This is a genomic window from Aneurinibacillus aneurinilyticus ATCC 12856 (assembly GCF_000466385.1).
GTDB lineage: Bacteria > Bacillota > Bacilli > Aneurinibacillales > Aneurinibacillaceae > Aneurinibacillus > Aneurinibacillus aneurinilyticus.
On sequence record NZ_KE952656.1, the window covers coordinates 1 to 6,171 of the forward strand.

The 6,171-nt window shown below is 48.7% G+C and carries 7 protein-coding genes and 1 riboswitch; of the genes, 6 read left to right on the top strand and 1 reads right to left on the bottom strand.

The features are described from left to right. Positions 1-27 precede the first annotated feature (27 nt). Positions 28-399, top strand: a complete 372-nt coding sequence (locus tag HMPREF0083_RS26040) for a YqiA/YcfP family alpha/beta fold hydrolase (protein ID WP_051354489.1) — start codon at positions 28-30, stop codon at positions 397-399. Between the two features lie 30 nt (positions 400-429). Beyond that, positions 430-1,275, top strand: a complete 846-nt coding sequence (locus tag HMPREF0083_RS00635; protein WP_021618958.1) for a gamma-glutamylcyclotransferase family protein — start codon at positions 430-432, stop codon at positions 1,273-1,275. A 51-nt stretch (positions 1,276-1,326) separates the two neighbouring features. Here HMPREF0083_RS00635 and HMPREF0083_RS00640 read toward each other — a convergent pair whose 3' ends face one another. Then, positions 1,327-1,764 (bottom strand): peptidylprolyl isomerase, encoded by a 438-nt coding sequence (locus HMPREF0083_RS00640; RefSeq protein ID WP_021618959.1) that lies wholly within the window; start codon positions 1,762-1,764, stop codon positions 1,327-1,329. 145 nt (positions 1,765-1,909) lie between these two features. After that, positions 1,910-2,055: riboswitch (FMN riboswitch) on the top strand. Between the two features lie 384 nt (positions 2,056-2,439). On the opposite strand from HMPREF0083_RS00640, the gene ribD reads away from it, so the two are divergent. From ribD to ribH, 4 genes are all read left to right on the top strand, one after another. Beyond that, positions 2,440-3,531, top strand: coding sequence for a bifunctional diaminohydroxyphosphoribosylaminopyrimidine deaminase/5-amino-6-(5-phosphoribosylamino)uracil reductase RibD (gene ribD / locus HMPREF0083_RS00645; RefSeq protein ID WP_021618962.1), 1,092 nt, complete (start codon positions 2,440-2,442; stop codon positions 3,529-3,531). Positions 3,532-3,535: 4 nt separating this feature from the next. After that, a complete protein-coding gene (ribE, locus tag HMPREF0083_RS00650; RefSeq protein ID WP_040301009.1) occupies positions 3,536-4,189 on the top strand; it encodes a riboflavin synthase in 654 nt (217 codons plus the stop codon). Positions 4,190-4,210: 21 nt separating this feature from the next. Next, positions 4,211-5,404: a bifunctional 3,4-dihydroxy-2-butanone-4-phosphate synthase/GTP cyclohydrolase II gene (locus tag HMPREF0083_RS00655; protein ID WP_021618964.1), complete on the top strand. Its 1,194-nt coding sequence runs from the start codon at positions 4,211-4,213 to the stop codon at positions 5,402-5,404. 72 nt (positions 5,405-5,476) lie between these two features. Beyond that, positions 5,477-5,944 carry a 6,7-dimethyl-8-ribityllumazine synthase gene (gene ribH, locus HMPREF0083_RS00660; protein WP_021618965.1) on the top strand — a complete coding sequence of 156 codons (468 nt, stop codon included), beginning with the start codon at positions 5,477-5,479 and terminating at the stop codon, positions 5,942-5,944. The last annotated feature ends 227 nt before the right edge of the window (positions 5,945-6,171 follow it).

Sequence of the window (6,171 nt, forward strand, 5' to 3'; positions counted from 1 at the left end):
CTGGATCATACTGGATAATCAACACCCTTGGCTTATTATTTATCAGTGAAATATGACTGTCATGCTGCGCTCTTAAATCCGTCGCTGATGCCGTTTGCGACGTTGATGGATTGTCTGGGGGAAAATACGAATTATGATACAGGTGAACCGTTCGTATTTACCGAAGGGCATATTAAACAGCTGCGAGATATGTTTCAGGAAATCTACTTGGAAGGAAATCACGCGCTGCTGCATGTTTTTGTATGTGAAGATGATGAACGTCTTGACCATACTCAAACGAGAAAAATGCTTAAAGGTTGCGGCACATTTGTTTCCTTTCCAAACGGCGGACATCGGTTCGCAGAACTGGAACGGATTCAAGATACAATGAGTCATATTTATGCTGCTTTGATCAAATAGGGAAAAGGAACAGAAGGGGGATCAAGAACGATGCTGTGTCATGTATTTGTATATGGAACGCTTTGTCGGGGAGAATGTAACCATACCGTTGTGGAACCGTTTGTAACAAATGTAAGAGAGGCAACGGTTAGAGGCTGGTTGTATGATTTGTCTTATGGATATCCGGCGGTTATCCGTGGGCAGGGTATTGTAAACGGTCAACTGCTTGAACTGGATTCCGGACGGCTGGAAGAAGCGCTGCAAGCGATGGATAAGCTGGAAGGCTGCGAAGAAGGAGAGTATGAACGGATCGTCATCAGGGCGAATACTAGGACAGGGGAGGCAATTTCCTGCTATATCTACGTTTATCCGAAGGAAAGACGGACATGGCTGGACGATAAGGCGGAATTTGTTCCATCCGGTGACTGGCGGATGCACAGGAAAGGGCGGGGATGGCTCCCTTACTTCGCGTATGGTTCGTGCATGAACCGGAACAGCTTTATGATTGATGTGCCGCAGTTTTGTGTTATAGGCCGGGCCGTGTTGCCTGATTACCGAGTTGGCTTCACACGCTATTCCCATCAAAAATGGGGCGGGGGCGTAGCAGATATCGTTCCTTCCCTAGGCAGCGAAACGGAAGGAGTACTCTATTTGATTCCGCCGGAACTGCTGCCGAACTTGGATGCACGGGAGGGCGAGGGCATTTCGTATAGCAGAGAGATAGTAAAAGTAAAAGCGGGGGATCAATTCATTGAAGCAATTACGTACATGGTGATTGACAGAAAGCCGGATCAGGCGCCGAGCCAAGCATACCGGCAGACCATTCTGGACGGATGCGATCTGTTGAGCAAAGCCTATGTGCAGAAGCTGAAGGCGTTTATGGATCAGCTAAACTAATACAAACAACGGGGTGGACATGTGTGCCCGCCCCATTTCTACAAGGAAGGTCTACTCTTCCCAGACTTTTACTTCTTTCATTTTGTCTCCATTGCGCATGTTTTTGGCATGCTCCAAGCCTTCGGTAACCTGACCGAATACAGTATGTACACCGTCTAAGTGTGGTTGGGCCTCATGCACGATGAAGAATTGGCTGCCGCCAGTGTCGCGTCCTGCATGTGCCATTGAAAGCGCGCCGGGAACATGCTTGTGTGGATTGCCTTGTGTTTCGCATTTGATAGTGTAGCCAGGTCCGCCGGTTCCTGTGCCATGCGGGCAGCCACCCTGACTTACAAAACCAGGAATTACGCGGTGAAACGACAGGCCGTTGTAGAAGCCCTCGTTCGCTAGTTTCTCAAAGTTCTCAACCGTGCCGGGAGCGGCCTCCGGGTAGAAGTCAATCAGGATTTTGTTGCCGTTTTCAAGCTCGATGCTGCCTTTTTTCGCCATTATGTATTCACTCCTTTTCGTTCGTTCGTTTTATTCTATCACAGCGGCTGGGCAACCTACAACTTGTGAGCCTGTTTGGCGATGTGAAATTGAGCGTGGACAGGCTATGATGGATACGATATACTAAAGGTACAATTTCATCGGAGTAATCCTTCGGGGCAGGGTGAAATTCCCTACCGGCGGTGTTAGAGGCATAGGTCTCTTCAGTCCGTGAGCTGCGGTTTATACAACCAATGCTGACCTGGTGTGAATCCGGGACCGACAGTATAGTCTGGATGGGAGAAGGATATGTAGTTCGGAATGCAGGTGTAGTCTGCTCATATTTGGAGTGCGTTTCTTTCGCTTTTCTTATGGGAGTGGAGAAGCGGATTAGACCCTGTCATCGATCTATCTTTTTTCGGAAAAACGAGCCCTGAAAGCGGTATGATGCCGTCTTTCAGGGCTTTCTTTGTCATAGGCATGAAAGGTCATGTGTACTTGTGATAAAGAATGTCAGGCGTATGACACCGTTATTTTCTCCTGCCCCGACCGATATCGGTTTACACAGGGAGATGACGGAATCATACGCCTTTTTTGTGCCATTATGGTGATTTGCGTCTTATTCCTGCTCTTGTTGGAGTGAACAGATGATGAAAGTGATGGAACATTTAGAAAACAGGCAAGGGGGATGGAAGGATGGGACATAGGGACTATATGGAGCTTGCACTGCGGCTTGCAGAAGCAGTACGAGGCCAGACCAGCCCTAACCCGGCTGTAGGCTGTGTACTTGTCAAGGATGGTCGCATTGTCGGTATGGGTGCGCACCTGCGAGCTGGTGAGGCACATGCCGAGGTTCAAGCGCTTCGCATGGCAGGGGATGCAGCGAGAGGAGCGACGGCCTATGTCACACTGGAGCCGTGCAGCCATTATGGTCAAACGCCGCCTTGTGCGGATGCGCTCGTTGAGCAGGGGGTTTGTACGGTAGTCATAGCGATGCTTGACCCGAATCCGCTGGTGGCGGGACGCGGAGTCACGGCGCTTGCTGATGCAGGCATTGAGGTACTTACAGGTATTTGTGAAATAGAAGCAAAAAGATTGAATGAAGTATTCATTAAATTTATTACGACAAAGAAACCGTTCGTGACAGTCAAAACTGCAATGACGCTTGATGGCAAGGTAGCAACATATGCTGGAAGCAGCCGCTGGATTACTGGTGAAGAGGCCCGCCTGGAGGTACATCGGATGCGACATGAGCATGATGCGATTCTTGTTGGTGTCAATACGGTGCTGACTGACGATCCGCAGCTAACGACCCGCCTGGCACTGGGCGGCCAAAATCCTGTCCGCGTCATTATTGATACGACATTGCGCATCCGATTGGATGCAAGGGTGCTGACCGATAAACAGGCGCCGACATGGATTTTTACTACCGAACGTGCCGATCCAATGAAATGGGAACAGCTTGAAGAGATGGGGGTTCGTGTTTTTTCTACAGGAAGCAATACAAAGGTAGATATTCAACGTTTGCTCACTTTGCTTGGTGAACAGCAGATTTCTTCTGTACTTGTAGAAGGCGGCAGTCAGATTAATAGCGCTTTTCTGCATGCACAGGCGATTGACAAGGTGGTTTCCTACATTGCACCGAAGCTGGTGGCCGGACAGGGAGCTCCTACACCATTCGGCGGACTGGGCATTGAAGATATGAACAATGCCGTATCCCTTGCCGATCTTTCATTCGAAAAAATCGGTGATGATATTAAAATCACCGGGTATCCGATATGGGGGTGAGTATGTGTTTACGGGAATTATCGAAGAAATGGGGGCCATCCGTTCTATCAAACGGGGAGATCGCTCTGCTGTGCTGGATATATCCGCCAACAAGGTGCTGACCGATGTTAAATTAGGAGACAGCATTGCAGTCAACGGTATTTGCCTGACGGTTACAGCATTTTCTCCCCGGAATTTTACGGTGGACGTTGTGCCGGAAACGTTAAAGAAAACAAACTTATCCATGATTGGACCAGGTTCGCGGGTAAATCTAGAGCGGGCGATGGCGGCGGGCGACCGATTCGGCGGGCATTTTGTTTCCGGACATGTGGATGGTACCGGGCTTATTGCAGATAAACGTCCATACAGAAATGCAGTGCTGTATACAGTAGAAGCAGACGATACACTGTTACGATATATCATTCCGAAAGGGTCTGTTGCTATCGATGGTATTAGCCTGACGGTTGTGGACATAGGTGATACTTGCTTTACCGTCTCTATTATTCCGCATACGTTGGCCGAGACGGTGCTACAGTACAAGGAAAAAGGCGATTCGGTCAATCTCGAATGCGATATGATAGGCAAATATATCGAGCGATTCGTTATACGGCACGAACAGAGGAAGAGCCGCGCCTCACTGACGGAAAGCTTTCTGTCCGAACACGGATTTCTTGATTAAGCAAAACAAGGGGTGGAGATCATGTTTCATTCGATTGAAGAAGCGATTCTGGATTTGAAACAGGGCAAACCGATTATTGTTGTGGATGACGAAGATCGCGAGAATGAAGGGGATTTTGTTGCATTGGCAGAGAAAACGGATGCCGCGATGATTAATTTTATGGTTACGCACGGCCGTGGGTTAGTCTGTGCACCGATTACGGAAGAGCGGGCAACGGAACTTGCGCTAGCCCCGATGGTAGATCGTAACACTGATGCGCATGGAACAGCGTTTACTGTGTCGATCGATGAAGCGACAACTACGACTGGTATCTCCGCATTCGAGCGGGCCCAAACGGTACAGGCGATGATGGATTCTGCGTACGGCCCGGAGAACTTCCGCCGTCCTGGACACATCTTCCCGCTTATTGCGCGAAAAGGGGGCGTATTGCGCCGTGCAGGCCATACGGAAGCAGCAGTGGATTTGGCGCGTCTGTGCGGCAGCTATCCGGCCGGAGTTATCTGTGAGATTATGAATGAGGACGGTTCGATGGCGCGGGTACCGGATTTGGCACAAATCGCGAAAAAGCACGATTTGAAAATGATTACGATTGAGGAATTGATTCGTTATCGTACACGTTATGACAAGCTGGTAAAACGGGAAGTTGAAGTTGTGCTTCCGACTGAATACGGGCACTTCCGTATGGTGGCATATACGAATGATGTGGATGGTAAAGAGCATGTGGCTTTGGTGAAAGGTGAACTGGATGCTGAGACACCGACACTTGTCCGGGTGCATTCCGAGTGTTTGACAGGGGATGTTTTCGGCTCGTTCCGCTGCGATTGCGGGCCACAGCTGCATGCGGCATTGCGGCAAATCGAAGAAGCCGGCCGTGGTGTGCTGCTGTATATGCGTCAGGAAGGCCGGGGCATCGGACTCATCAATAAGCTAAAAGCATATAAGCTGCAGGAAACAGGGCTGGATACAGTAGAGGCAAACGAGAAATTAGGGTTTGCGGCCGACTTGAGGGAGTATGGTATCGGGGCACAAATTCTTGCCGATTTAGGCGTGGGCAAGATGCGTCTTTTAACGAACAATCCGCGTAAAATCAAAGGTGTGGAAGGTTATGGCTTGCAGATGGTTGAGCGGGTACCTTTACAGGTGGAAGCGGTGGCTGACAATGAACGATATCTTCGCACGAAGCAAAGCAAGCTCGGTCACTTATTGAATTTATAATGGCGGCATCCGTTGTTCAGCTTTTTGTGGAAATAAAAGAAAATAAAAACGATATGATTTGGGGGCTTAATTATGGCAAAAGTATATGAAGGAAATTTAGTAGGAACGGGATTACGAATCGGGATCGTTGTCGGGCGTTTTAATGAATTTATTACCAGCAAGCTGCTGGGTGGTGCGCTGGATGCACTCAAGCGTCATGGTGTGGAAGAAAACAACGTAGAAGTAGCATGGGTACCAGGGGCGTTCGAAATTCCATTGTTCGTAAAGAAGATGGCCGAATCAGGTAAATACGATGCGGTTATTGCGCTCGGAACGGTGATTCGCGGCTCTACCCCTCATTTTGACTATGTGTGCAATGAGACGGCAAAAGGTGTCGCTTCTATCGGACTGTCCACCGGTGTTCCAGCAATTTTTGGCGTGCTGACGACCGATACGATTGAACAGGCTATTGAACGGGCAGGCACAAAGGCGGGAAATAAAGGATGGGAAGCGGCCGCAGCGGCTATCGAAATGGCAAATCTGTCTAAATCTTTTGCATAATATTATGTAGCTGTTTGATTTAAGCTGGCAAAATCACTTCTTAAAGGAAGGGATTGCCAGCTTATTTTTTATCACTATTGTTTAATCAATATCCTTGCTATTTAACAGCTTTCCGAAAGAAGTCCCCTTCCTCAAGGAACGAAGTGAGTAGGGAGGGGATTTCTTTCGGTTAGGCGTTAGCCTAAAGATTCTTGACATATTGCCAGTTATTGTTGTGATTCAGAAAC